This window comes from Chryseobacterium camelliae (genome assembly GCF_002770595.1).
GTDB lineage: Bacteria > Bacteroidota > Bacteroidia > Flavobacteriales > Weeksellaceae > Chryseobacterium > Chryseobacterium camelliae.
In genome coordinates, this window is record NZ_CP022986.1 from 4,086,158 (window position 1) to 4,109,536 (window position 23,379).

General features: G+C 43.0%; 21 protein-coding genes. 11 read left to right on the plus strand and 10 right to left on the minus strand.

What is annotated here, in order from left to right; genetic code table 11:
* The first annotated feature begins 24 nt into the window (after window positions 1-24).
* The 4 genes from CGB83_RS18735 to CGB83_RS20660 all read left to right on the plus strand — a co-directional run bounded on the left by CGB83_RS18735 (window position 25) and on the right by CGB83_RS20660 (window position 5,317).
* Window positions 25-2,013, plus strand: a complete 1,989-nt coding sequence (locus CGB83_RS18735; protein ID WP_100077664.1) for a urocanate hydratase — start codon at window positions 25-27, stop codon at window positions 2,011-2,013.
* Window positions 1,994-3,040: a cytochrome-c peroxidase gene (locus tag CGB83_RS18740; RefSeq protein WP_100077205.1), complete on the plus strand. Its 1,047-nt coding sequence runs from the start codon at window positions 1,994-1,996 to the stop codon at window positions 3,038-3,040. Before CGB83_RS18735 ends, CGB83_RS18740 begins: the two co-directional genes overlap by 20 nt.
* 466 nt (window positions 3,041-3,506) lie before the next feature.
* Complete coding sequence (locus CGB83_RS18745; protein ID WP_100077206.1) at window positions 3,507-4,271, plus strand: isocitrate lyase/PEP mutase family protein; 765 nt, start codon at window positions 3,507-3,509, stop codon at window positions 4,269-4,271.
* A 2-nt stretch (window positions 4,272-4,273) separates the two neighbouring features.
* Window positions 4,274-5,317 carry a bifunctional transcriptional activator/DNA repair enzyme AdaA gene (locus tag CGB83_RS20660; protein WP_100077207.1) on the plus strand — a complete coding sequence of 348 codons (1,044 nt, stop codon included), beginning with the start codon at window positions 4,274-4,276 and terminating at the stop codon, window positions 5,315-5,317.
* A gap of 606 nt (window positions 5,318-5,923) precedes the next feature.
* On the opposite strand, the gene CGB83_RS18755 is transcribed toward CGB83_RS20660, so the two are convergent.
* The 6 genes from CGB83_RS18755 to CGB83_RS18780 all read right to left on the minus strand — a co-directional run bounded on the left by CGB83_RS18755 (window position 5,924) and on the right by CGB83_RS18780 (window position 11,213).
* Entirely contained in the window at window positions 5,924-6,217 is a 294-nt protein-coding gene (locus CGB83_RS18755) for a GIY-YIG nuclease family protein (protein WP_100077208.1), read from the minus strand.
* A gap of 765 nt (window positions 6,218-6,982) precedes the next feature.
* Window positions 6,983-7,357, minus strand: a complete 375-nt coding sequence (locus CGB83_RS18760) for a helix-turn-helix domain-containing protein (RefSeq protein ID WP_100077209.1) — start codon at window positions 7,355-7,357, stop codon at window positions 6,983-6,985.
* A gap of 145 nt (window positions 7,358-7,502) precedes the next feature.
* On the minus strand, window positions 7,503-8,966 hold the full coding sequence (locus CGB83_RS18765) for a DUF2130 domain-containing protein (protein WP_100077210.1): 1,464 nt from the start codon (window positions 8,964-8,966) through the stop codon (window positions 7,503-7,505).
* Between the two features lie 288 nt (window positions 8,967-9,254).
* Window positions 9,255-10,043: an EcsC family protein gene (locus tag CGB83_RS18770; RefSeq protein ID WP_100077211.1), complete on the minus strand. Its 789-nt coding sequence runs from the start codon at window positions 10,041-10,043 to the stop codon at window positions 9,255-9,257.
* 256 nt (window positions 10,044-10,299) lie between these two features.
* Entirely contained in the window at window positions 10,300-10,944 is a 645-nt protein-coding gene (locus tag CGB83_RS18775; protein ID WP_100077212.1) for a hypothetical protein, read from the minus strand.
* A gap of 17 nt (window positions 10,945-10,961) precedes the next feature.
* Window positions 10,962-11,213 carry a hypothetical protein gene (locus tag CGB83_RS18780; RefSeq protein ID WP_100077213.1) on the minus strand — a complete coding sequence of 84 codons (252 nt, stop codon included), beginning with the start codon at window positions 11,211-11,213 and terminating at the stop codon, window positions 10,962-10,964.
* Between the two features lie 365 nt (window positions 11,214-11,578).
* Here CGB83_RS18780 and CGB83_RS18785 point away from each other — a divergent pair, with 365 nt between their 5' ends.
* From CGB83_RS18785 to CGB83_RS18795, 3 genes are all read left to right on the plus strand, one after another.
* A complete protein-coding gene (locus tag CGB83_RS18785; RefSeq protein WP_100077214.1) occupies window positions 11,579-12,034 on the plus strand; it encodes an Hsp20/alpha crystallin family protein in 456 nt (151 codons plus the stop codon).
* A gap of 125 nt (window positions 12,035-12,159) precedes the next feature.
* On the plus strand, window positions 12,160-13,320 hold the full coding sequence (locus CGB83_RS18790) for a cation:proton antiporter (protein WP_228420001.1): 1,161 nt from the start codon (window positions 12,160-12,162) through the stop codon (window positions 13,318-13,320).
* A 161-nt stretch (window positions 13,321-13,481) separates the two neighbouring features.
* On the plus strand, window positions 13,482-15,110 hold the full coding sequence (locus CGB83_RS18795) for an NADP-dependent glyceraldehyde-3-phosphate dehydrogenase (protein ID WP_100077215.1): 1,629 nt from the start codon (window positions 13,482-13,484) through the stop codon (window positions 15,108-15,110).
* Window positions 15,111-15,366: 256 nt separating this feature from the next.
* Here the strand turns inward: CGB83_RS18795 and CGB83_RS18800 are convergent, their stop codons facing one another.
* Window positions 15,367-16,200, minus strand: coding sequence for an alpha/beta fold hydrolase (locus tag CGB83_RS18800; RefSeq protein WP_100077216.1), 834 nt, complete (start codon window positions 16,198-16,200; stop codon window positions 15,367-15,369).
* A gap of 184 nt (window positions 16,201-16,384) precedes the next feature.
* On the opposite strand from CGB83_RS18800, the gene CGB83_RS18805 reads away from it, so the two are divergent.
* Window positions 16,385-16,882, plus strand: coding sequence for an RNA polymerase sigma factor (locus CGB83_RS18805; RefSeq protein ID WP_100077217.1), 498 nt, complete (start codon window positions 16,385-16,387; stop codon window positions 16,880-16,882).
* A gap of 19 nt (window positions 16,883-16,901) precedes the next feature.
* Window positions 16,902-17,495 carry a hypothetical protein gene (locus CGB83_RS18810; RefSeq protein WP_100077218.1) on the plus strand — a complete coding sequence of 198 codons (594 nt, stop codon included), beginning with the start codon at window positions 16,902-16,904 and terminating at the stop codon, window positions 17,493-17,495.
* An 89-nt stretch (window positions 17,496-17,584) separates the two neighbouring features.
* On the opposite strand, the gene CGB83_RS18815 is transcribed toward CGB83_RS18810, so the two are convergent.
* Window positions 17,585-19,147 (minus strand): S41 family peptidase, encoded by a 1,563-nt coding sequence (locus CGB83_RS18815; RefSeq protein ID WP_100077219.1) that lies wholly within the window; start codon window positions 19,145-19,147, stop codon window positions 17,585-17,587.
* A 273-nt stretch (window positions 19,148-19,420) separates the two neighbouring features.
* Between CGB83_RS18815 and CGB83_RS18820 the strand changes: the two genes are divergently transcribed.
* On the plus strand, window positions 19,421-20,518 hold the full coding sequence (locus CGB83_RS18820) for an MBL fold metallo-hydrolase (protein WP_100077220.1): 1,098 nt from the start codon (window positions 19,421-19,423) through the stop codon (window positions 20,516-20,518).
* Here the strand turns inward: CGB83_RS18820 and CGB83_RS18825 are convergent, their stop codons facing one another.
* Both CGB83_RS18825 and CGB83_RS18830 read right to left on the minus strand, forming a co-directional pair.
* Window positions 20,519-20,806: a GNAT family N-acetyltransferase gene (locus CGB83_RS18825; RefSeq protein WP_100077221.1), complete on the minus strand. Its 288-nt coding sequence runs from the start codon at window positions 20,804-20,806 to the stop codon at window positions 20,519-20,521.
* A gap of 85 nt (window positions 20,807-20,891) precedes the next feature.
* Entirely contained in the window at window positions 20,892-22,193 is a 1,302-nt protein-coding gene (locus tag CGB83_RS18830) for a hemolysin family protein (protein ID WP_100077666.1), read from the minus strand.
* A 209-nt stretch (window positions 22,194-22,402) separates the two neighbouring features.
* Here CGB83_RS18830 and CGB83_RS18835 point away from each other — a divergent pair, with 209 nt between their 5' ends.
* Window positions 22,403-23,308: a helix-turn-helix domain-containing protein gene (locus CGB83_RS18835; protein WP_100077222.1), complete on the plus strand. Its 906-nt coding sequence runs from the start codon at window positions 22,403-22,405 to the stop codon at window positions 23,306-23,308.
* Window positions 23,309-23,379 lie beyond the last annotated feature (71 nt).

A 23,379-nucleotide genomic window follows, 5' to 3' on the forward strand; every position in this document is an offset into this window, starting at 1 on the left:
AAAATCACAGACTTGAATACGACCATCACATTCCAGGAACAGATCCGGCAGGGCATACCGGCAGAACTGCCCCAGCCGAAACCATATGATACCTCCATCAACCATGCCCCGAAACGGAAAGGAATTTTAGGTGAAGAGGAGAAAAAACTGGCTTTAAAAAATGCCTTAAGATATTTTGATCCTGTATTCCATGCTGAGCTGCTGCCTGAATTCAGGGCGGAGCTGGAACAGTACGGCAGGATTTATATGTACCGCTTCCGTCCGGACTATGAGATGAAGGCAAGGCCGGTTTCAGAATATCCGGGAAAATCCGGGCAGGCGAAAGCGATCATGCTGATGATCCAGAACAACCTGGATTATGCCGTTGCGCAGCACCCACATGAGCTGATTACCTATGGAGGAAACGGAGCCGTATTTTCCAACTGGGCCCAATACCTCCTGACGATGAAGTACCTTTCGGAAATGAGCGATGAACAGACGCTTGTGATGTATTCAGGCCATCCGATGGGACTGTTCCCATCCCATAAAGATGCACCAAGAGTGGTGGTGACCAACGGAATGGTGATCCCGAATTATTCAAAGCCTGACGACTGGGAGAAATTCAATGCCTTAGGCGTATCGCAGTATGGGCAGATGACCGCAGGAAGCTATATGTACATCGGCCCGCAGGGCATTGTTCACGGGACGACGATTACCGTGCTGAATGCCTTCAGGAAAATTAAAAAAGAACCTAAAGGCGGACTGTTTGTAACGTCAGGATTAGGCGGAATGAGCGGTGCACAGCCTAAAGCGGGAACCATTGCCGGATGTGTGACGGTGTGTGCGGAAGTCAATCCTAAAATCACTAAAATCCGTCATGACCAGAAATGGGTCAATGAAATCTATGATAACCTGGACGAATTGACACAAAGAGTCAGAAAAGCACAGCAGCAGAAAGAAACTGTTTCCCTGGCGTATTTAGGGAATATTGTTGAGGTGTGGGAAAAATTCGACCAGGAAGATTTACGCATCGATATCGGTTCAGACCAGACCTCGCTTCATAACCCTTGGGCAGGCGGATATTATCCTGCGGGCCAGAGTTTTGAAGAATCCAATGCAATGATGGCTGAAAATCCAGAGCTGTTTAAGGAAAAAGTTCAGGAAAGCCTGAGAAGGCATGCCGAAACTATTAATAAACACACGGCAAAAGGAACCTACTTTTTCGATTATGGGAATGCCTTCCTGCTGGAAGCATCTAGGGCAGGGGCAGATGTTATGGCAGAGCATCCTTCGCTTGGCCGGGAATTCAGGTATCCGAGTTATGTACAGGACATTATGGGGCCGATGTGCTTCGATTATGGTTTCGGGCCGTTCCGTTGGGTATGTGCAAGCGGAAAGCCGGAAGACTTGCAGAAAACCGATGAAATCGCCTGCCGTGTGCTGGAAGAAATTCAGCAGCATTCTCCTGAAGAGATCCAGCAGCAGATGAAAGACAACATCCAGTGGATCAAAGGGGCGCAGGAAAACAACCTCGTTGTAGGTTCCCAGGCGAGAATCCTGTATGCCGATGCGGAAGGAAGGATGAAAATTGCGGAAGCATTCAATAATGCGATCAGAAACGGGGAAATCGGACCGGTAGTTTTAGGGCGTGACCATCATGATGTTTCCGGAACGGATTCTCCTTACAGGGAAACCTCCAATATTTATGATGGGTCAAGGTTTACCGCCGATATGGCGATCCATAATGTAATCGGCGACAGTTTCCGTGGTGCCACCTGGGTGTCCATCCATAATGGCGGCGGTGTAGGCTGGGGCGAAGTGATCAACGGAGGTTTCGGGATGCTGCTGGACGGCAGCGATGATGCGGACCGCAGACTGAAATCCATGCTGTTCTGGGATGTCAACAACGGAATTTCCAGAAGGAGCTGGGCCAGGAATGAAGGCGCCATATTCGCGATTAAAAGAGCTATGGAAGCTGAGCCCAACTTAAAAGTGACGCTTCCGAATTTCGTGGATGAAAACCTCCTGTCATAAACAGGATTGTACTGCCGTGAATTCAAAACTGAAACCTGCGGGATTGCTGCTGCTGTTTGTGCTGATGGCTTTTTACAGCCTTCAGGATATTCCGCTCATTTATCCTTCCTATTTCCCTGTTTCGGCATATGATTTCAAATCCCGTCCGTTAAAACGTGCGGTCATACAGCTGGGCAGGAAACTGTTTTACGATCCTGTGCTGTCGCGGAGCAATACCATTTCCTGCTCTTCCTGCCATCAGCAGGAACATGCTTTCTCCGATGCCGGCAACCGCCTGAGCAAAGGTGTTGAGGATGGAATAGGAGACCGTAATTCACCGGCGATTTTTAATTTGGCCTGGCAAAAGACATTCATGTGGGACGGTTCGGTAGGAAATATCGACGTGCAGGCTTTGGCGCCTATTAACCATCCCAAAGAAATGGGGGAGGACATCAATGCAGTGGTCCGCAAGCTGAATGCCTCCAAAGCGTACAGGACACTGTTCTACAGGAGTTTCGGAGATAGCTTGGCTACTGCGGAACGCGCGATGAAAGCCCTTTCTCAGTTCCAGCTCACCATTGTGTCTGCTAATTCCAGATATGACCGCGTAAAGCAGGGAAAGGCAACATTCACAGGAAAAGAAATAAAGGGGTATGAACTGTTCCGCAAGAACTGCAACTCCTGCCATACCGAACCGCTGTTTTCAGGGTATGGTTTTGCCAATAACGGACTTCCGGTAAATCCGGACCTTAAAGATTACGGCAAATGGAACAAAACCATGGAACCGCAGGACCGGCTGATGTTCAAGATTCCCAGCCTGAGAAACCTGGCGTATACCTATCCGTATATGCATAACGGCCGATTCGGGACATTGCATGAGGTTCTGGATCATTATGAAAAAGGAATCGTAAAAAGCCCTGGGTTAGCGAAGGAGCTTCAGCAGCCGATTGTATTCAACGCAGAAGAAAAAGAAGCCCTGCTGACTTTTCTGGCCACACTGAATGATTCCACTCTGGTTTCAGACAGCAGTTTCCGGAAGCCTGAATAGTCAGTGTATGCTTATATTAGTTTTTACTTACTGAATCGGATTTGAATTGGAGATCATTGGAACAAAACGAACTGCAATGGAAAAGCAGGCTCATAGAAGACGATCATCTTTTGTTTATCAATCACCGGTTCTCGATGCATTTTTCTCCGTTTCACTACGAAAAACACCCGAACGGACGGTGCCGCAATTATTGTCAGATAATTGATTTTCCTTCTGTTCAAGTGCAAAACGCAGTGGAACGTATCGAGAACTTAGTGCGAATAGTATCCACCTTTTATTTGATAACCACCGGCCCCCGATACATTTTCTTTTTGCCGCGCCAGTGGAAGGAAAACAAAATCAGCTGAAGCTTTAAATCTATTCGACTTTAAAACTGAAGTTCAGACTCAGAGAATGATAAAAAAAAAGATGTCCATTTTTCGGTTGTAAAGCAGCTTACCATCTTTCTAATTTTGAAAAAAAAAATATGATCAGCTTTAAACAGTTACATTATGGTGAAGAACCATTACTTTTGGGTAATGTATGGAATGTAGAAAGTGCAAAAGTATACGAAAAATTAGGATATAAGGCATTGGCAACATCAAGTTCGGCAGTGGCGCTTAGTTTGGGATATGAGGATGGAGAGCAAATGACCTTTGAAGAATATTTTTATATCATTAAGAGGATCAGGGCTTCTGTATCAATTCCTCTGTCGGTAGATCTGGAATCCGGATACGGATCTGAAAATGATACTGTGGTTTCCAATATCATGAAACTTATAGAAGCAGGAGTATCAGGAATTAATATTGAAGATACAAAGGTTATTGATGGAACACGAAGGCTAACAGACAGAAATGTTTTGTACGAAAAACTGAACGATATTTTTATCAGACTGGGAGAAGACAGGCATCGGGTGTTTATCAATATTCGTACAGACCCTTTTTTACTGAATATTGAAAACGCGTTGGAAGAAACTTTAGCAAGGATACCATTGTTTGAAGAACTTAAAGCGGATGGCATTTTTGTTCCGGGAATAACTTCTGAAAATGACATCCGAACGGTTACTGCATCTACTTCTCTTCCTGTGAATGTAATGAGTATGGCCGATCTGCCGGATTTTGATCAGCTTAAAGAACTAGGAGTGAAAAGGATTACTTCTGGTGCTTTTATGTACAAGCATATTTATAGAGAGATGGAAAAAGCGGGTCAGGCCATTACAGATGAGAAAAACTTTTCAAAACTTTTTATGTAATCATGAAGCTTACCGAAAAAATAATGTATGAGGCCTCTTATACCAAAGACGTTTCATTTGAAGGGATATTCTGGATGGGGGTAAAAACCACGGGAATATTCTGCAGACCGACTTGTACAGCACGAAAACCTAAATTTGAAAATGTAGAATTTTTTTTCAATACCAAAGAGGCAATGCTAAAGGGCTACCGTCCCTGTAAAGTATGCCAGCCTTTGGAAAACCTTGATGCAACACCGCAGTATATCAAAGAGTTGCTGAAAGAAATTTCAGATGATCCAACGCTGAAGCTTAAAGATTATGATCTTGTACAAAGAGGCCTGGAACCGGCTACCGTCCGCAGGTGGTTTTTAAAACACCATGGAATCACGTTTCATGCTTTCCAGAGGATGTCAAAACTCAATACGGCTTTCAAAAAGCTCCGTCAGGGAGAATCCGTTACAGAAGTAGCTTTTGATATGGGATATGACAGCCTGAGCGGTTTTAACGAGGGCTTTAAAAATATTTTTGGGGTATCCCCTAAAAATACTCACATGGAAAAGGTCATTGACCTTAAGAGAATAGAAACCATGCTGGGAACCATGATCGCCTGCGCCGATGAGCACGGAATCTGCCTTCTGGAGTTTTCAGACAGGAAAGCGCTTCCCACAGAGCTGAAGAGTATCGCAGAATATTTTAAGGCGAATATTATTCAGGGAGAAAATCCTCATTTTATTACTCTGGAAGAAGAACTGAAAGATTATTTCGAAGGAACAAGAACCCGGTTCTCCGTTCCGCTTTCTCCGGTAGGAACCGATTTCCAGAAAGAAGTGTGGAGGGTTCTGCAGGAAATTCCTTACGGAACAACAAGGACATACCAGGAACAGGCCGATATTCTGGGAAATCGCAAATCTGTACGGGCCGTAGCCAATGCCAACGGCCTGAATAAAATATCCATTATCATACCCTGCCACCGCGTAATCGGGAGTAACGGGCATTTAACAGGCTATGGAGGAGGAATCTGGAGGAAACAAAAGCTGCTGGAACTGGAAAAGGCTATTTTATTTTAGAAATATGTAAGTTAAAAATTTTAACTTTAAATAGATATTTTACTATCGCTGTTGATTGCCGTCTCCGTCAGTTCGAGTGCAGAACGAAGTGGAGCGTATCGAGAACTTTTTGCGGATTGTAACCACCTTTTGTTTGATAATCAAGGGTTCTCGATACATTTTTTCTCCGCTTTGCTACGAAAAACACTCGAACGGATGGTGCCGCAGTGTTAGTCAAGGATTAATTTCTGCATTCGTCAGTTCGAGTGCGAAACGCAGTGGAGCGTATCGAGAACTTGTTGAAAATAATGACACTTTTGTCTGTTATTCACCGGTTCTCGATACATTTTTCTCCGCTTTGCTGCGAAAAAAACTCGAACGGACGGTGCCGCAATGTTTGTCAGATAATTGCTTTTTTCGTCTCGTAGATTGCGAAACTCGGTGGAGCGTATCGAAAACTTGTTGCAAGTATAAACCTTCTTTTATTTGATAATCATTGGCTTTCAATACATATTTACACTGTCACTGGTGTGGGCATCTTGTCCTTACCATTTATGTGTTATTTGATATTAGATTTATTTCGTAGTAAGTACGAGCTTGGAAGCTCGCTAGCGAGGAGAGCATCAATTATCTTTTAAAACTTTTTTTCGCCAGATTCGGTAAATCTTCAAACCGCCCTTCTATAAGCGCAGTCTTTTTAGCCTGTGACCATTTCTTAATTTTCTTTTCAAATACAATGGCCTGACTGATATCGGTAAAAGCACAATAGTAGACCAGTTGTACAGGCCTTCTTGTAGAGGTATAAGAGCCGAAGTATTTTCCGTCCTGGTGCTCATCAAACCGTTTATAAACATTTTCTGTAACGCCTGTATAATAGGTATTATCTGAACAGAGCAGTATATAAACAAAGGAAGTTTGCATCACATAAAAATAGTGAATTTATTGATGGGATTACACTATTATCATGTGTTTAAATACATTTATATATGCTTTAAACAATCATAATTAGAAAATTAATTTTCCTTCCGTTCGAGTACGCAACGGAGTGAAGTGTATCAAGAACTGGTTTCGGATAGTAATCATCTTTTGTTACTCACCGGTTCTCGATACATTTTTCTCCGCTTTGCTGCGAAAAAAACTCGAACGGACGGTGCCGCAGTGTTTGTCACCAGTTGATTTCCGTCGCCGTATGTTCGAGTACGAAACGAAGTGGAGTGTATCGAGAACTTGTTGAAAAGGATTACGCTTTTGCATGTTACTCACCGGTTCTCGATACATTTTTCTCCGCGTTGCTGCGAAAAAAACTCGAACTGACGGTGCCGCAGTGTTTGTCACCAGTTGATTTCCGTCGCCGTCTGTTCGAGTGCGAAACGAAGTGAAGTGTATCGAGAACTTGTTGAAAAGGATTACGCTTTTGCCTGTTACTCACCGGTTCTCGATACATTTTTCTCCGCGTTGCTGCGAAAAAAACTCGAACTGACGGGGCCGCAGTGTTTTTCCGGGATAGATTTCTGTCGCCGTCTGTTCGAGTGCGAAACGAAGTGAAGTGTATCGAGAACCTGTTGAAAAAATGAAACCGAGTTACTAAACAGCAAAGTAGACACCGCCTAACCTTATTTTCACTACAACAAAAAACCCAGCACAACGCTGAGTTTTATTATCGTAATTATTGAATGTATAAAACGGTTACCTATTTTTAAGCGCTTCTATTTCTTCCTGCAGCCTTTGGTTTTCTTTTTTCAGCAGCTCTATCAGGTCACGCTGGCTTTCCAGCAGAAATTCCGGGACGTTGCAGTAGTAGTTGCCGCTTACATTTCCAATATTATTGCTGTGCGTATTATTTTCAAAATGATTCACCTGTCGGGCTTCCTCTTCTTCATAGATGTCTTCTACGGGAACCTCCAGGAAACGGGCGATTTTTTCCCATTCTTCTTTTCTGATGGATACGTCTCCGCTTTCTTTCCGGCTGTAGTTGGAAACGTCTGTGGCAATGGCGTCAGCGATCTGCTGCTGGGTGATGCCTTTTCTCTTTCTTACGCTGCGTAGCTTTTCTTTTTGCATGACTCGTATTTTATACAAATATGCAAAATATTAGCGGAAAAAAGAGGGGTAGCGGTATTTTTGTTTGGGTAATCTGCCATTTTTAAAGCCTTGTAGGAACATGAGCCTAAGGCTCGCGCTGGTATAGAAGAAAATCCATACAACATCACATCTCTTCTGTATTGGAGCCGTTTTTCAGCTCTTCAAATTTTGAGGCCATGGTCGGGTTGCCTTTCGTCAGCTTTTTGATGGTTAGATCATCTGCTTTGTTATTGGCCAGCCGTAGATTGTTTTCTGAAGAAAGCAGGGCATCCTTGGTTTTCTGGAGGTGCGTAATGGTTTTGTCGATTTCTTCAATGGCCGTTTTAAATTTCCTGCTGGCCAGCTCATAGTTCCGGGCAAAACCTTCTTTAAAGGCATTGATGTTTTCCTCGAAATTGGTAATGTCAATATTCTGGTTTTTAATCATGGCCAGCTCGGCTTTTACCTTCATTGAATTGAGGGCCGCATTCCTCAGTAAAGTAATCATTGGGATAAAAAACTGGGGCCGTACGACATACATCTTGGGGTATTTATGCGATACGTCCACTATCCCTGCATTGTACAGCTCGTTATCTGCTTCCAGAAGGGTTACGAGAACGGCATATTCACACCTTTTGTCATTCCTGTCTTTGTCCAGTTCCCTGAAAAAGTCTTCGTTCTTTTTCTTGGTCGCGGTTTCGTCGCCTTCATTTTTCATTTCAAACATAATTGAAATCACTTCATTGCCGGCATCATCGGTTTCCCTGTAAATGTAGTCGCCTTTACTTCCCGATCTGGCGTCATTGTCTTTTTCGAAATAGGCATTCTGGAACGCAATAGATCTGAGCTTGTTGAACTCCACTTCGCAATGCTGCTCCAGGGTTTCTCCCAGCATCTTTGTGGATAACCTGAGCTTCATATCCTTGCGGAAGGCAATTTCTTCATCTTTATGGCGGATGATGTCTTCTTTTGCTTTCAGTTCGGCCAGGTATTTTTCGTTCAGGGACTTTTCCAGCAATTCCATTTCGGTTTTGGTAAGCGTGACCTTACTGGCAAAATCATCCCTTTCCTTTTCTATTTTCTGGACCGCTTCGGTAACGGAAAGTTTTTTTTCTGTTTCGGCATTATCCAGCTTGAGTTTCAGCTCCGAGATCATGAGGTCCCTGTGAGACAACTGCTCTGTCAGATTCCGTTCTATATCGGCTTTCAGCTGGATGATTTCCTTCTCTTTCTCGTCTTTTTCTTTTTCTATGCTTTTAACAGCTTCAGAAACCGATAACTTTTTTTCAGTTTCCGCGTTGTCAAGTTTCGATTTTAAATCGGTAAGCAGTTGGTCTTTTTCAGCCAGTTTCTCAGTCAGGATTTTATCATTGTCTGCTCTAAGACGGAGGATTTCCTGATCTTTATCGGCCAGTTCAGCCTGGATGGTATTTTTAAGATGGGCTTCCGCAAGCTTTACCGCATTTTCTTTTTCCTTTTCAGCAAGGGCGAGCCTGGCGTGCAGCTCTTCTTCAAACTGATGGTCCCTTACCTGTTTCAGGATGTCCGCGAAACCGGCTTCATCTACTTTGAAAACTTTCTGACAGTGGGGACATTTAATATCGTTCATGATGTACTTTACCTTTGTTGTATGATGGGAGTTCGGCTTTCTACTTTGATAGTGCAAAACAGTAAGGCCAAACTGTAATGAATCAAATATAGAAAAACTAACTTGAATTCTCAATGAGGTTTCCCGTAAATGCGGCTGAATGTTTTTTGGTGTTTTCTGTTTTGATAACAGCGCAGATGCCGCCGGTTTATAAGGCCGCGATTTAATTCTGATCCTGATCAATTTATTTTCACAATTGTAATGGCATTATAATATGTTGATAATTAGAAAAGGCAGATTTTCAGCAAACTACTTCCTCAGCATTTCTTCATACGTCATTCTGACCGTTTCTTTACCATAGATATTTTCCAGCCTCCTGACGGTAAAGTGCCCTTTTGCCATCGCCTGGAAATGATCGATAAACAGGGTATTAACGATCGCACCTCCCGCAGCTCCGATAGCCGGAACAGCCTGTGCTGTTACTTTTTCAGAAACCTGTACGCTGAATCGTGCGGCTACTTTTGAAATTAACTTAACGATGACCGATGCGCCTTCATCCGCTACGGTTTTGGTGGTAAACTGCCGGGCTGCTTCTGCCATGGTTTGCGCCAAAGCAATTCTGGCCGCGAAATATCCGCTTTCGCTCGCGTCATCAGATTCGCTCTTTCCGCCCAGTGCAAACACTTCGAGACAGGCCAGCTTCACATCCGGATCGGCTATGGATTCCCCTTCACTTCGTGCTATATCGATAACGGAGCGCAGCATAATGGTGGTAGATACCGGAAGCTCAATCGCAAGCGCAGGCAACCCGAAGAAGCCGCCGACAGCCCCGGATGCCGCAACCCCGAATTTATGCCACCAGTTGGAAGGCCGGGCGTTCAGTGTGTCTTTCATCGTAAAGATCGCTGTATCTGCCGCTTTGATTAATGCCGCTTCCGTAATGGTCCCGATTTTTTCATGTACATTTTTAGGAAGGAATTCCAGTGCTTTTTCCAGAGGCTGACCGATCGCGTTGGTAATTTTGGCCACAATGCCCGGGTTTTCCAGGATTTCCATGGCCTGGCGCAATTCTTCAAGGTGATTTTCAGATAGGTTCATTATAATAGTGGTTGTTATTGGGTTTATGCCGTTTCGAAATATTCAAATGTTGTTAAAATGTCTATTCCAAAAGATGAACGTGTTGATACAGTAAGCACATTTCCGGCCATGAAATTTATATGGTCTGCACATAATCAAAAATAATAAATTCTGATTAATTTTCTTTAAGCATAAGCTTGACGCTCGTACTCGTGATCCTGATTGGACTTGTAAATAAAGTATCAAAAACTCCTTCTACAGCATGCGTTTTATGGTATTATTGTAAACTTTTAATCCTGTCCAGATAAGAGTAATTCTCTTTAACTTTTTCAATCCATTTTTCTCTACCTGTTGGTTTACTAAGGAAATCCGAATGAAATTTTTCTGATTCAGAGTACACTGAAATCTGATTCGCTAAATCTTTAACTAATGCAGTGTTTTCAGAGTCATTATTCAAGACGTTTAGCGCATTATATAAAAGACAATAGCCGACATATTTTGTGTTCACTAATTCTCTTGTATATTCTTTGATAATGTCTTCCTGGTCTTTTGATGGTGTTTCAGTTTGAATTCCCAAAAGATCTTTTTTAGCAAATAAAATATAAATAAGATACTGTTTTGAAGCTGTGCTCAAATCAGCACTATAAAGAGAGTTCAGGGTTTTCCAATCAATTTTCGGATCATTCATTTTATGGCCCAAATCATTTTCAATATTAAATACCATAAAATCAGTGTGGGCATCCAGATACGGCAATTGGTCCATATACTCTTTCCCCGCAATTTTTGAATTATCATTCTTATTTAAAATAGATGATTTAAATTGACCCTTATCGGTTATCTTTTCATTATTTGTAATGTCTTCTTTTGAGCAGCTTGAAAAAATTGAGGCCACTACAATTCCGCTTAAAATTAAATTTTTCATGATATACTATTTCTTAGTTAACATCCTACACTTGTACCTTCCCATGAATCTACAACACCGGAATCAAAAACCCCCTCAGTTGTTGCATAAGCAAAGTAAACGGTCTTTCCGCGGGGAGGATTCCCGGAGCATGCAGTTCCGTTCGGGACATTCCATCCCATCCCGATTCCGTAACCGCCTGATGAGTTATAACAACTCTTTGTACATACTTTTGCTTCGGCCGCTGTAAGGACCAAGACAGCTAAAAATGTCAGTGTTTTTCTTTTCATTGTTTTTGGTTTAAATTGATTAATGATTTAGTTTTTCAAAAATAGCAAGCAGCACAGAAATTAAATTGTGGAAAACCTCAACAGGTAGTAAGAAAAGCATATCTATGTTTTTTAAGCAGGAGATTAAACGTCAAAAATAATGATTATTGTTCAGCATGGCACTCCGGCTTTTTACGGTGATTCTATTTTCTTTAATAAAGAGTCATTTAGTTAACTATCTGTTGGATAGGGTGTAATATGACACGAAAAATGACATTTTTTCATTTTCAATGACAAAATTTCACTTCAAAACCACTGGCACAGCCTTTGAAAATATTGTAGTGTGTTCATTAAAAATATTGTTTAACCTTTAAAATTGGTTTGTTATGTCAATCGTAAAAAGAAACAACGGCAGCATGCTCCCTGCCGCTCCGCGTACCCTGTTCGATGACTTTTTCGGACGTGAACTTTTTAACTGGGGCAACAACAATTTCTCTTCTACCATGACCACCGTTCCGTCGGTGAACATCAGGGAAAACACAGACAACTTCGAGGTGGAAGTGGCCGCTCCGGGAATGGATAAAAAAGATTTCCAGATTACCCTGGAAGGCAACCTGCTGACCATTTCATCGTCCAGAAAAAATGAGTCGGAAGAAAACAAGGACCAGTACACCAGAAGAGAATTCAGCTACCAGTCTTTCAGAAGGACCTTTGAGCTTGCCAAAGATGTGGTGGATGAAGAGCATATCGAAGCCAGATATGATAATGGTGTCCTGAAGCTCACCATCCCGAAAACGGAAAAAGCTAAGAAGCAGGCGCCGAGACTGATTGAAATTCAGTAAACTCCATTATTGAACTAAGTTATGTATACTATACAGCAATTGGTTTTCCTCAGGAAAACCAATTGCCGTTTACAGACCCAATCTTCTGAAATTACTTTGGTTGTTACAGATAAAATACGTTTGTCATGAATACATTACTGGTATCCATAGCCATTCTGTGCCTGACCACAACAGGATTGATTTTCCTGCTGAAAAAGCTCAGGCAGCCTTACCTTATTGCATACATTATTGCAGGAATCCTTCTGGGACCGTATGTTTTACAAGTATTTACGGAAACGCATCAGATTGAAGTGATTGGTGAGATCGGTATCCTCCTCCTGATGTTTTTCCTGGGAATGGAAATCAACATCCCGAATCACCACAGCCTGATTGTACGGCCGCTGATTGCCCAGGGATGTAAGATCATTCTCAGTTTTGCCTTTGCTTTTCTTGCGGGCTATTTCCTGCATCTGGATGTCAGGAGCATGGTGCTGATGGCGTTCCTGTTCATTTTCAACAGTACGGCGGTGGTGAGTGAATTCCTTAAAAAAGACAGGATGCTCAATACTTCTTTCGGGATGATGATCCTGAACATCCTGATCATTCAGGATCTGCTTCTGGCTCCCGTCCTTACGGTTCTTAAAGTATGGAAAGGGGAACATTTCAGCCTGCTCACCATGGTTCTCCCGGTGATCCTTTGTCTCCTGATCTTTTTCCTGTTCCGGAAAATACGGAATACCCAGGAAATTAAAATACCGAAGATTTTCAGGGGAATAGAATACGACCACGACCTGCAGGTATTTACCGGTTTGCTGATCTGCCTCGGCTTTGGGATCCTGGCTGAAGCCATTGGCCTGAGCGGGGCTTTGGGAAGTTTCCTGGCAGGTGTCCTGGTGGGAAGGATCAAATTATTCAGCTGGCTGGAACATTCTCTTACGCCTTTTAAGGTATTTTTCATCACGGTTTTTTTCGTTTCCGTCGGTCTGAGGCTTGACCTGGCTTACCTGTACGAGCATTACAGTCTGGTGATTACAGGAACCCTTGTAGTGCTGATCAGCAACAGTGTGATGTCTGCATTAGTGTTCAAGTTTTTACAATTCGACCGGAAGAGCAGCTGGTACGGCGGCGCATTGTTGGCCCAGACCGGGGAATTCGGGATCCTGGCGTTGTCTGTGGCTTACAAGGCCGGTATTATTCCTTATGACCTTTTCAAAGCCGGGCTTTGCATTACCTGCCTCAGCCTGCTGCTTTCCACCATCTGGATTACGGTTTTCAAAAGAATTGCGGACAGGAAGATTGTTGAGTAAGTAAGTTTTTTTTAATAAGGTGCATCCAGGAAGCATTTTTCATGGTTATTGATCTGAATAAAGCTGTTGAAAAATAGAATAAATCTATGGACAAGGCCTTTGAAAAACGGGTTTTTACCCCTACCTTTAATAGACCCGATTATTAAAAAAATAAAATATTTATGAATTCAGAACACAAGCATCCTTTCCAGGACATTTTTAAAACTGAAAATGAAATCCCTGAAGAATATAAAATACCCGAAATCCATCAGCGGGAGTATCTGGTCAACGGAGAACTGGTAGAGTGGAACGGGGACGTCACCGAAATTTATTCACCGGTCTGCATCCCTACAGAAAACGGATTGCAGAGAAAGCTGCTCGGAAGCATCCCGAATATCAGTCCACAGGAAGCCATGGAAATCCTGGATGCAACGGTTAATGCCTACAACAACGGTTTGGGAGAATGGCCTTCCATGTCCGTTGAAAACCGCATCAAGTGCATGCAGAAGTTCGTCTATCTCATGCTTCAGCAGCGTGACCTTGTGATCAAGCTGCTGATGTGGGAAATCGGAAAAACCCTGTCAGATTCTACCAAAGAATTTGACCGTACCGTAGATTATATCAATCAGACCATCGATGCCCTGAAGGATCTTGACCGCGAATGTTCCCGATTCCAGCAGGCTGAAGGAACAATCGCCCAGATCAGGAGGGCTCCTTTAGGCGTAGTACTGAGCATGGGACCGTTCAACTATCCTCTGAATGAGATTTTTACAACGCTGATCCCTGCACTTATTATGGGGAATACCATTCTGTTCAAACTTCCCAAACACGGAGTTCTTGCGCATTACCCGTTGCTGAAAGCTTTCAGGGAAGCCTTCCCGAAAGGAACAGTGAATACATTGTATGGTAAAGGAGCGGAAATCATCACCCCGATTATGGAAAGCGGGAAAGTGAATGTACTGGCATTTATCGGTTCCAGCAAAGTGGCCAATGGCCTGAAAAAGCTGCACCCTAAAGTCAACCGCTTGAGAGCGATCTTAAGCCTTGATGCAAAAAATGCCGCGATCGTAACTAAAAATGCCGATCTGGATGTTGCAGTCAGCGAATGCATTCTCGGAGCTCTGTCATTTAACGGACAGCGCTGTACTGCGCTTAAGCTGATCTTTGTTCAGAAAGATGTGGCTGCCGAATTTACCGAAAAACTTACCGCAGCGGTTTCCGCTATGAAGCCCGGACTTCCATGGGAGAAAGGTGTCAAAATCACCCCGCTTCCGGAAGCCAATAAGCCGGGCTATCTGAAAGAATGCATTGACGATGCAGTAGCCAAAGGATCGCAGGTGCTGAATGAGCACGGAGGGTTTACCGAATCCTCTTTTGTCTTCCCTGCCGTAGTGTATCCGGTGAACAGCGAAATGAAATTATACCACGAGGAACAGTTTGGACCGGTGATTCCGGTGGTTCCTTTTGATTCTGTTGAGGAGCCCCTGGAATACCAGATCCACGCTTCCCACGGAATGCAGGTCAGCATTTTCAGTGAAGATGCGATGGAAGTTGCCCAGTTAATTGATCCTTTCGTTAACCTGGTAAGCCGTGTGAACATCAACTGCCAGGCGCAGCGTGGTCCGGACGTATTTCCGTTTACCGGAAGGAAAGACAGCGCCGAAGGAACACTTTCCGTTTTTGACGCCCTGAGATCTTTTTCGATCCGATCACTGGTTGCTGCAAAACTGACCGAGTCTAATAAAAACCTGCTGAACACCATTGTCCGCGATCATGACTCCGGTTTCCTGAGTACGGATTACATTTTTTAAAGGTGTTCCTGTACCATTAATGAAGCTCTGTTTGAATGTGTTTCAAAGGAGAAAAGAGCATCAGGAGCCGGTCAATAACAGACAACAGAATAATTCTTTTCAGTAAGTTGGCGATACGCTGAACTTTGTTTCGTACTCAACTGACAGAAATTTGATTCTTGCAGTTAGTCGATGATCAGTAGCTGAATATGAATAAAAAATCCGCAATGAACAAAGTTCATTGCGGATTTCTATAGTAAATATTAAGGGTCAGCTTCTATTTCATCAGGAAGTCAGACAGAACTGCATTCAGTTCATCAGCGTGGGTAACATTCAGTCCGTGAGGCCCTCCTTCAACGATTACGAAACGGTTATCTGCAATACCCTGTGCAGCCTGGCGGCCAGCGGTATCAATCGGGACTATATTGTCATCATCACCGTGTACAATCAGTGTTTTTACGGTCACATTCTGAAGTTCCGGGCGGAAATCGGTATTGGCCCAGCTTTCTGCGCATTTGATGGTTGCGATAGGACAGGCATGTGCTGCAATGCTCCAGTCGTAATCCAGCTGTTTCTGGCTTACCGAGTGCGAAAGCATCCCATAGTTGTAAAAATCTTTGTGGAAAGACTCCAGGAAGGTAACCCTATCTTTCTTCAGGTTATCCATGATTTCATCAAGTTTCTCCTGCGGAACGCCATCCGGATTGTCTTCTTTTTGTTTTACGATCGGAATGATGGAAGAGATTAAAGCCACACGGTCTACATTTTCGGCTCCGTAATTGGTTAAGTAGCGGACTACTTCTCCACCTCCCATAGAGAATCCGAACAGGATCACATTTTTAAGGTCTAAAGCTGTAATCAGTTCGTGCAGGTCTCCTGCAAGCTCATCATAATTATAGCCTTCGGGCGAAGAAGACGGAAACGATTTTCCGAAACCTCTCCGGTCATATTGGATGACACGGTAACCCAGGTTAAGCAGGACAGGAACCTGAAGCTCCCATGATTTTCCGCTGAGCGGCCATCCGTGAATTAAGATAACGGGCTGTCCGGAACCTAAGTCCTCATAGTAAAGCTGAACATTTTTTTCATTTTCTTTGGTAATGTAAGGCATATTTTTGATTTTAGTGTTGTATCGTTCTGAACAAATACTGAGCCACAAAAACAACAATACAGTTAAAAAAATTAACAGAAGATGCAACAACAGAGTACAGGTTGGAGTATATGATCATATGAATTTTTTGAAACCGGTGTAACATTTTTTTCAGAAGGCAACTAACTGTATAGAGTTTATAACCATGGGTGCACAGGAAAACGAATTTTTAGCTAAAATGGAAAAGCATAAGGGAATCCTTTTTAAGATTTCCAAAATGTATATGGACGATAAGGATGATCGCGATGACCTGTTCCAGGAGATTACCTATCAGGTCTGGAAGGCCTATCCGAATTTTAAGGGCGAAAGTGAATTTTCCACATGGTTGTACAGGGTAGCCCTTAACACTGCAATCATCTTCCTGAAATCTGAAAAGAAAAGAAGCTTTATCAGCCATGAAGATTTTACAGGATATAAAATAGAGCAGGATGATTACAACCATGAAAAAGAAGAGCAGCTGGAAAGAATGTACACCGCCATCCATCAGCTTAACCCAATTGATAAAGCATTCATTTTCTATTACCTGGAAGATTTTTCCGGAAAGCAGATTGCAGAGCAGATGGGGATCTCCGATGGGAATGTCCGTGTTAAAATGAACCGCGCCAAGAACAAACTGAAAGATATCTTACACTCCAATACCTAACCTTTTAAAACAGACAACAATGAATATAGATGACCTTAAAAATGCCTGGAATGAGGACATTTTTGAAAATACCCCTGAAATAAGCACCGAACAAAGCCATAAAATCAATCTTCCCCTGGAAAGGATGCGCAGGAACATGCGCATGGAATTCTGGTCCACGGTTGCTATTTTTATTTTTTCCTTCAGCGTTATTGCCGTTTGCAACGCTCCGTTTAAATTTAAATTTTATTTTGACGTACTGATTGCGTCTATGCTGATTGTAACCGCATTTTTCTTCAGTAAGTTTTTTAAACTGTACCGCGAAATGAGCAATCCGGTGATGAAGACGGCTGACGCCCTGCGCGATCTTTTGTTACAGCTGAACCTGAACAAACAATACTATCTTTCGTTTTGCCTGGCTTTTGTCCCGTTTCTGGTGTGTGAACTCATTATTGTGATAGAATGTATCCCAAGACAGGAACCTCTGTCTGATCTAAGGATTGCCGTGATCCTCATCAGTACCCTGGTAGCGGGCCTTTTCGCCCTGTACTTCTTTGGTCAGTGGTGGTTTGAAAGGCTGTATGGGAAACATATCACGAAAATTGAAAAGCTTGTTCAGGAGCTTGATCATTGAAAAAGTACTGATCTGGTACAGCTCCGCCTCCGGAAACGCAGATTTGAAGATCCGGAGGCATGAGAAATCGACAGAAGGTGTGGCTGATCCTATCGCTTAATGCCCGCATTTGGTCTCACCAATGTTCCTTTTTCCATCATAATCGTGCTCATGACCCAGTTCATCTCCGGATCCTGATGGTCGATGACTTCCTGCATATTTTCCCGTATGGTAACATCAGGAACAACACCTTTACGGGTCCCGGAAAAGCTAATGTCGGGCTGTACCAGCAGTAATCCTACCGGTAAGCTGAGCTTCGAGTTCGGAAGCTGCTGATAGGAATAAAACCCTGCCACGGTACCATCATTGGCACCGCCGGTTTCTTCTCCTATCAACGTTGCACGATGGTCATTCTTAAGTTTGGAGGCCAAGATGGACGAGGCAGAAAAGCTGGAGCCGTTGATCAGCACGAAAAGTTTGCCTGTAAAAGCATTTGGCTGAGGCTTGTTTGGCCTGCTTTCCTTCATCCTGTAATATGTTTTTCCATCCCTGCTGTAGGTGCTGAATGCCTGGGTGGTAAGGTAAACAGGGTAGGTAATACCTTTGATAATGTACTGCCATGGGCTGCTCTGCCTGAAGTAATTCGTTTTTAAAGGCGTTTTTGCTGACGCAAGCTGTGAAGGATGGATCAAGGTGTAGGGCTCAGACGTCAGGTAAGAGTACAGATGATTGATTTCGTACAGTGAACCGCCGTAATTATTCCGGATATCCAGGATAAGGTAGGAGGCCCCAGCCGCTTTTATCCGGGCAAAAGCATCTTTGTAAAACTGTTCCGAATGGCTTTCTGAAAAGCTTTTTACTTTGATGTAGGCCACGGTGCTGTCCTGATCAAGAAAACTGAAGCTCCGGTTATAGCTTTGTGTGAATGCATCGTAATCATGTACTTTTTTTTCAGGGGTAAGCTTGGCCTGCTTTTTTTCGCTGGCAAGTTCAGACTCAGACTTGGATTCCCTTTTCAGGGTGTAGGTTTTGTGTTGTCCCTGATAAACGGTTTCCAGTACTGCCTGGTTGTCAAATCCGTGTTCTGCTGTATAAAAATTGAAAAATACATCTTTCAGGTAATATGGATAAAAAGTTGTGTTGAATCCGTCGCTGCTGATCAGCTTCCTGTATTTTTTCATATAATCTGAAACGGGAACATGATTGATGGAAAGGATTTCGGTACCAGGCTGTATATTTTGAATAGAATCTGCATTGCTGACGATAAACAGGCGGTCACCTTCCACATAATACCCGAAACGGCTAAAAAGCCCTTTGGTATGCTCCAATGCTTTGACTTCTTTCTTGGTAAACCTTCGTGCAGGAACCTTCAGGGAAAGGTGCCCCTCACGGACCGAAGCGATGAGCGGTTGCAGCCTGAAGTAAAATTGCAGCGGGCTTAGGGGAGTGTTAAGTGTGTTCTTAAGACTGTCAAATTTATATTTAAGATCCTGTTCCGAAATGTACCAATATAGGTTCGGATGCATTTCTTTCAGCTTGTTATAAGCATAGTCCACATCTTCCCTAAGCTTTTCAGGAGGGATGCAGGACATTCTCTGGGTATTGTATTTGCTTACCGATGTGCATGAAGTAAGAAATACAATGATAAATATTAATATCTGATGATTTTTCAAGCAGTGAATTTAAAAATTTAAATTGAATCTGCTACCATATTCCGTTGACTGCTCCCGTAAGTTTTATTTTTATCTCTATAGTGTTGATTTAGTATGTGTTAATATAGTTGCTGATAACAGAGGTAATTTAAATGTAAAAATTAAATCCTGATCTTAACTGCTTTTTTAAAGTAAAAAAGACTTTTCTTTCGTCTCCTTCCTTAAGTACGTCCGGAACAGATTTGCCTGTTGCCTGAAAAGTAATACATTTGAACGTTAACTTCAACACCATTTATGATTTATTCCATCGTTGTTATTGCATTGGTCATTATCGGAGCTTATTATCTGATTACTTCCCGTGAAGTTTTCGGAGCTGAACCCCGCGGAAAAAGGCTTGAGCGTATGAAGCAGTCCGGGCATTATAAAGACCGGCAGTTTCAGAACCTCAGTTATACACCATCGATTGCTGAGGGGTACAGCATGCCCCGCGTGATGTATGATTTTTTCTTTGCTAAAAAAGATCCTTTGTTGAAACCGCTGAAAGCAATTCCGTCCGTCCATACCGATTTAAAAGCGATACCGGCGGATCAGGATGTCATGGTATGGCTGGGTCATTCATCCTATTTTATCCGCACCAATGGGGTTTCGTTTCTGATCGATCCGGTTCTGAGCTCCTATGGTTCTCCGTTTAAATATTTCAATAAAGCGTTTTCCGGATCAGATATTTTCCGTCCGGAGGATATCCCGCATCTTGATTATTTGGTCATTACCCATGACCATTATGACCACCTGGATTATCCTACGGTAAAAGCCCTGAAGGACAGAGTAGAAAAAGTTATCCTGCCCTTAGGAGTGGGAGCGCATCTGGAACGTTGGGGATATGCCGAAGAAAACCTTATTGAAGAAGAATGGGGCACCACCATACCGCTGAAAAATAATATCAGCATTACTTTTACGCCGGCAAGGCACTTTTCGGGGAGGAAAGTCAGAAGAAACGGGACATTATGGACTTCTTACGTATTGCAGACCCCGGACAAGAAAATATTTCTGGGCGGAGACAGCGGTTACGATACCCATTTTAAAGCCATCGGTGAGCAATATGGGCCTTTTGACTACGCCATCATGGAAAACGGGCAGTATAATGAAGCCTGGAAATACATCCACTCTTTACCCGAAGATGTTGTAAAAGCAGGGATGGATGTGAAAGCAAAAAATATCATTCCCGTACATTCTGCAAAGTTCGCCCTTGCGCTCCATCCGTGGAATGAACCACTTGAAAAGGTAAGTGTTCTTGGTAAGGAAAATCACCTGAATATTCTGACTCCCATGATCGGACAGCCGGTCAGTCTCAATGGATCCGATCAGCATTTCAATCCCTGGTGGAAGGATTGATCAGGCGTGCCAGATATCCCGGTAACGGTCCGGATGGTTTTCAAACTGCTGCCGTACAAAGTCGCATTCGGGATCTACCAATAGGTCATTTTCCTCGGCATACCGCACCAGTTCGTCCAGCAGCAATTTAGCATAGCCATGCCCTTCATATGCTTCGTCAAGCTTGGTATAATATACGATCAGTTGTCTACCGTCTACTTTTATAGACATATATCCGGCTTTATGGCCGTCGATCAATAGCTGCAGCTCATCCTGATAGGGACTTAACTCAAATGTGATATTTTCCATGACTTTTATTATTTGGTTAAAGGGCAGAGAACTTTTCTCATGATTAAAGGTACAAATTAATTGATTATGAGCGGTAAAACACGAGTTATGAATTAGGAGTTGATTGTGGTGGATCAGTTGTTCTTGTAGCCAGGATTTTGTCAATTTTATGTCCGTCCTTATCCACAATTTCTAGGATGAGATTGCCAAAGGTCATCTGGTCCCCGGTTTTGGGCACTGTATCTTTTCCGTGGATGAATAATCCTGAAACGCTCACGAAATTCTTTTCAATATCCTGGTCAAGCGTCAGGTTAAAATATTTCCTGAAATCATAGATGGAGCATTGGCCGTCAATCAGCCACGAATCTTCACTCCTGGCGATTATGTCCGGTTCATTATCGGAACCGTCCGGAATATTGCCAACCAGATCATCCAGGATGTCATTGAGGGTGACAATTCCTTTGGTCGTGCCGTACTCATCAATGACAATAGCAAGATGGGCCTTGTTTTTCTGGAAACTTTCCATAAGGGGATACACAAAAGAATTTTCACTGATGAATATTGCCTTTCTCAGATGGGACCTCAGGTTGAAATTGCCGGGATCCAGGTCAAACAGGTCACACAGCTTAACGACTCCGATAATATGGTCTGGATTATTATGTTCAGTAACAGGATAGGTGGAAAATGAACAGTTCCTGATTTTCCGCTTCACCGTCTGGTAATCATCACCGGCATCCACAGAAATGATCTTTGACCGGTGGGTAGCGAGTGAACTGACCTTTCTGTTGCCCAACTCGAATGCATTTTCCAAAACATCATGTTCCATATGCTCAATAATTCCGCCATCTCTACCTTCCCTGATAATGGATTTTATTTCTTCTTCAGTCACCATTTCCTTTTCATCATGACTGATGCCGAAAAGCTTTAAAATTCCTTCATTGGTTACCGTTAACAACCAGACAAACGGAGAGGTCAGTAAAGCCAGCCAGTACATAGGTCCGGCGATCAGCATGGAAATCTTTTCCGGAAATTTCAGCCCCAGTCTTTTTGGGATCAGTTCACCGAAAACGATGGACAAAAATGTAACTGTTATAATGATAATCACGGATGCAATAGGCTCGGAATAGGCAGTAAGCAGCCCGATATCAGAAATCAGGGCAGCAAGATCAGCCGTAAGCCGGTCACCTGAATGAATACCCAGAAGGATGCCGATCAGGGTAATACCGATCTGCACGGTTGAAAGAAATGTACTTGGATTGCCGGTGAGCTTAAGGGCACGTTCCGCACGGTGGCTGCCCCTCTTCTTTTCATTTTCCAGCTTAAAATTCTTGGCAGATACCAATGCCATTTCAGACATTGAAAAAATCCCGTTGACCAAGATCAGGATGATGATAATGATAATTTCCATGATGAAATATCTGTGAATAGTGTTAGCTAAATATAACCATAATTTTACAGAAAGGATGTTCACCATGCATGTTTAACGGAAATTATAAAATAAAATATGTTAAAGCGCTTAAGATGGTACTATGTCATGCTTCCCCGAAAAAAGAAATGATCTTATCATGAAATTATATTTATAGGATATATATTGTTTGAATTTTATAATTTAGAGGTATGGAAACAACTGAGACATTAAAAGGTTTTTACGAACGGAACACTTTTTACAGGCTGCCGGAAGGCTGCACGGCTCCCGGACTCGGGCACTTTAATGTATTCGCAAGGGATAATTGTTCGTCGATCACTCCTTACAGCAGAAGGGATTATTATAAAATTTCACTGATTATAGGAAAAGGCACTATCCATTATGCGGATAAGTGGATCTATTTAGACCGGCCAGCAGTCCTGTTCTCAAATCCTCTTATTCCGTATTCATGGGAGGCTGAAAATGATGATCAGAAAGGTTTTTTCTGCCTGTTTACTGATCATTTCCTGCATAACGGCAGCCGTTTCGGCAGCCTTTCGGATTCCTGGCTGTTTAAAATAGGCGGCACCCCGGTATTCTTCGTAGATGAAAAACAGCAGCAGGAAGTGGCGGAGATCTTCGGTAAAATGATGACGGAAATACAATCGGATTATTCCCATAAATACGATTTGCTGCGGGCTTACCTCCATCTCCTCATTCACGAAACCATGAAAATGCACCCTACGGAAAATTTTCAGCCGTACCAGAATTCTTCACAGCGCATTGCTTCGCTGTTTATGGAGCTTCTGGAGCGTCAGTTCCCCATTGACAGCCCGGAACGGTACCTGAGGCTGAAAACGCCTAATGACTATGCGGCCAGCCTTTCCATTCATGTCAACTCGCTGAACCGTTCCGTAAAAGAGATTACAGGCAGGACAACAGGGCAGCAGATTGCCTCAAGGGTAATCCAGGAAGCCCACGCGCTGCTGAAGCATACGGACTGGAATATTTCGGAAATTGCTTATGCACTGGGTTTTGAAGAGCCTTCTTATTTTACCAATTATTTTAAAAAACAGGCCGGGATAACGCCTAATGCTGTAAGAAATACACTGGTTTGATTTTTATAATTCTTGGTTTGAATTTTATAGGGTAAAGGATGTATTTCCATTCTAACTTTGTCTTATTAATC

Bases quoted from the DNA above. Each gene is read 5' to 3' on its own strand.
- CGB83_RS18740 (WP_100077205.1), top strand. From the start codon at position 1,994: ATGAAAACCTCCTGTCATAAACAGGATTGTACTGCCGTGAATTCAAAA.
- CGB83_RS18745 (WP_100077206.1), top strand. From the start codon at position 3,507: ATGATCAGCTTTAAACAGTTACATTATGGTGAAGAACCATTACTTTTG.
- CGB83_RS20660 (WP_100077207.1), top strand. From the start codon at position 4,274: ATGAAGCTTACCGAAAAAATAATGTATGAGGCCTCTTATACCAAAGAC.
- CGB83_RS18755 (WP_100077208.1), bottom strand. From the start codon at position 6,217: ATGCAAACTTCCTTTGTTTATATACTGCTCTGTTCAGATAATACCTAT.
- CGB83_RS18760 (WP_100077209.1), bottom strand. From the start codon at position 7,357: ATGCAAAAAGAAAAGCTACGCAGCGTAAGAAAGAGAAAAGGCATCACC.
- CGB83_RS18765 (WP_100077210.1), bottom strand. From the start codon at position 8,966: ATGAACGATATTAAATGTCCCCACTGTCAGAAAGTTTTCAAAGTAGAT.
- CGB83_RS18770 (WP_100077211.1), bottom strand. From the start codon at position 10,043: ATGAACCTATCTGAAAATCACCTTGAAGAATTGCGCCAGGCCATGGAA.
- CGB83_RS18775 (WP_100077212.1), bottom strand. From the start codon at position 10,944: ATGAAAAATTTAATTTTAAGCGGAATTGTAGTGGCCTCAATTTTTTCA.
- CGB83_RS18780 (WP_100077213.1), bottom strand. From the start codon at position 11,213: ATGAAAAGAAAAACACTGACATTTTTAGCTGTCTTGGTCCTTACAGCG.
- CGB83_RS18785 (WP_100077214.1), top strand. From the start codon at position 11,579: ATGTCAATCGTAAAAAGAAACAACGGCAGCATGCTCCCTGCCGCTCCG.
- CGB83_RS18790 (WP_228420001.1), top strand. From the start codon at position 12,160: ATGAATACATTACTGGTATCCATAGCCATTCTGTGCCTGACCACAACA.
- CGB83_RS18795 (WP_100077215.1), top strand. From the start codon at position 13,482: ATGAATTCAGAACACAAGCATCCTTTCCAGGACATTTTTAAAACTGAA.
- CGB83_RS18800 (WP_100077216.1), bottom strand. From the start codon at position 16,200: ATGCCTTACATTACCAAAGAAAATGAAAAAAATGTTCAGCTTTACTAT.
- CGB83_RS18805 (WP_100077217.1), top strand. From the start codon at position 16,385: ATGGGTGCACAGGAAAACGAATTTTTAGCTAAAATGGAAAAGCATAAG.
- CGB83_RS18810 (WP_100077218.1), top strand. From the start codon at position 16,902: ATGAATATAGATGACCTTAAAAATGCCTGGAATGAGGACATTTTTGAA.
- CGB83_RS18820 (WP_100077220.1), top strand. From the start codon at position 19,421: ATGATTTATTCCATCGTTGTTATTGCATTGGTCATTATCGGAGCTTAT.
- CGB83_RS18825 (WP_100077221.1), bottom strand. From the start codon at position 20,806: ATGGAAAATATCACATTTGAGTTAAGTCCCTATCAGGATGAGCTGCAG.
- CGB83_RS18830 (WP_100077666.1), bottom strand. From the start codon at position 22,193: ATGGAAATTATCATTATCATCATCCTGATCTTGGTCAACGGGATTTTT.
- CGB83_RS18835 (WP_100077222.1), top strand. From the start codon at position 22,403: ATGGAAACAACTGAGACATTAAAAGGTTTTTACGAACGGAACACTTTT.